1 protein-coding gene and 1 pseudogene are annotated in these 938 nt (G+C 62.0%); both read right to left on the reverse strand.

The features are described from left to right. Positions 1-218: 218 nt before the first annotated feature. Complete coding sequence (locus AWB74_RS48135) at positions 219-536, reverse strand: DUF2382 domain-containing protein (protein WP_235024971.1); 318 nt, start codon at positions 534-536, stop codon at positions 219-221. Continuing rightward, positions 484-938, reverse strand: a pseudogene (locus AWB74_RS48140) (YsnF/AvaK domain-containing protein); the annotation flags it as partial. The pseudogene AWB74_RS48140 and the gene AWB74_RS48135, both read right to left, overlap by 53 nt.

Raw genomic sequence — 938 nt, forward strand, 5'->3', positions numbered from 1 at the left:
GTCGCGGGCGGCTGAGTGTCTTCTCCTGACGCGCCGTGATTTGAGCTGGTCGGAAATTCATAGGGAGTGTCGGCCTTCTCCGTGATCAGGGAGTCGACCGGTTCGTGGTCGGTGTTTGCCATGGCTTCCTCCAAACGCAGGCGCTGATGGTAGACGAGAAAAAGGGGACGGCGCGGTGAGACGGCGCGGCCGTCTCGTGCTCATCCCCCTTACCGGTTTCAAAGCGGCGGCTTATTGACCGGGTTGACGGCGGGGTCCGCACCTTCCGTTCGTTCGACGTCTACCTCAGTGCTTCGAACCGTATCGTTGACGGTCTCGGTCCGGGTTGACGCTTCCTTGCCCACCACCACCTCTTCAACAACACGCGCCGTTTTGGCGACCACGGGCTGCTCTTGGGTCTCGCGGATTTCAACGGAGCCTTCCCTGAGATCGGCCGCGGTCGCCGGTCGGTTCACGGCCCTGCGCTCAATGGTCGCGCGTTCTTCACGCAGATTGACTGACTCGCTGACCGGCGTTTCCGTCACGCGGGAATACACGCGAACGCCGCCCGTGTGCACTTCGCGCTTGCCGACCCAGCGTTTCCTGGACGACCGGAAAAGCTTTACGCTCGGCCGCGATTTCGTCTGCGGTGTAGGCCGGTGCATTGCGGTCGTAGCCCGTATATCCGCTACTACGCCACTGGGCCACGCGCGAGTCGATGTCGACCGCGCCAGATGCATACAGTGCGTCCCGCACCCGCTCCACCGATGCCTCGTCGTGGACCTCCACGGAAAGTAATGTGCCTCCTCGACGAACGGCTTCGTGATAGTGGCCGATTTCCTCAGGTTCGTCGTCGCCGCCGAATAGTCTCTTGAAGAAGTGTTCAATGCCGCTTATGGGCCCGTCATGACGGCCGTCCTCACTAACGTCACTTGTGACAGCCCGGCCCGTCGGATCAG

Origin of the sequence: Caballeronia arvi, from assembly GCF_001544695.2 — a bacterium.
In the GTDB taxonomy this organism is placed as follows: domain Bacteria; phylum Pseudomonadota; class Gammaproteobacteria; order Burkholderiales; family Burkholderiaceae; genus Caballeronia; species Caballeronia arvi.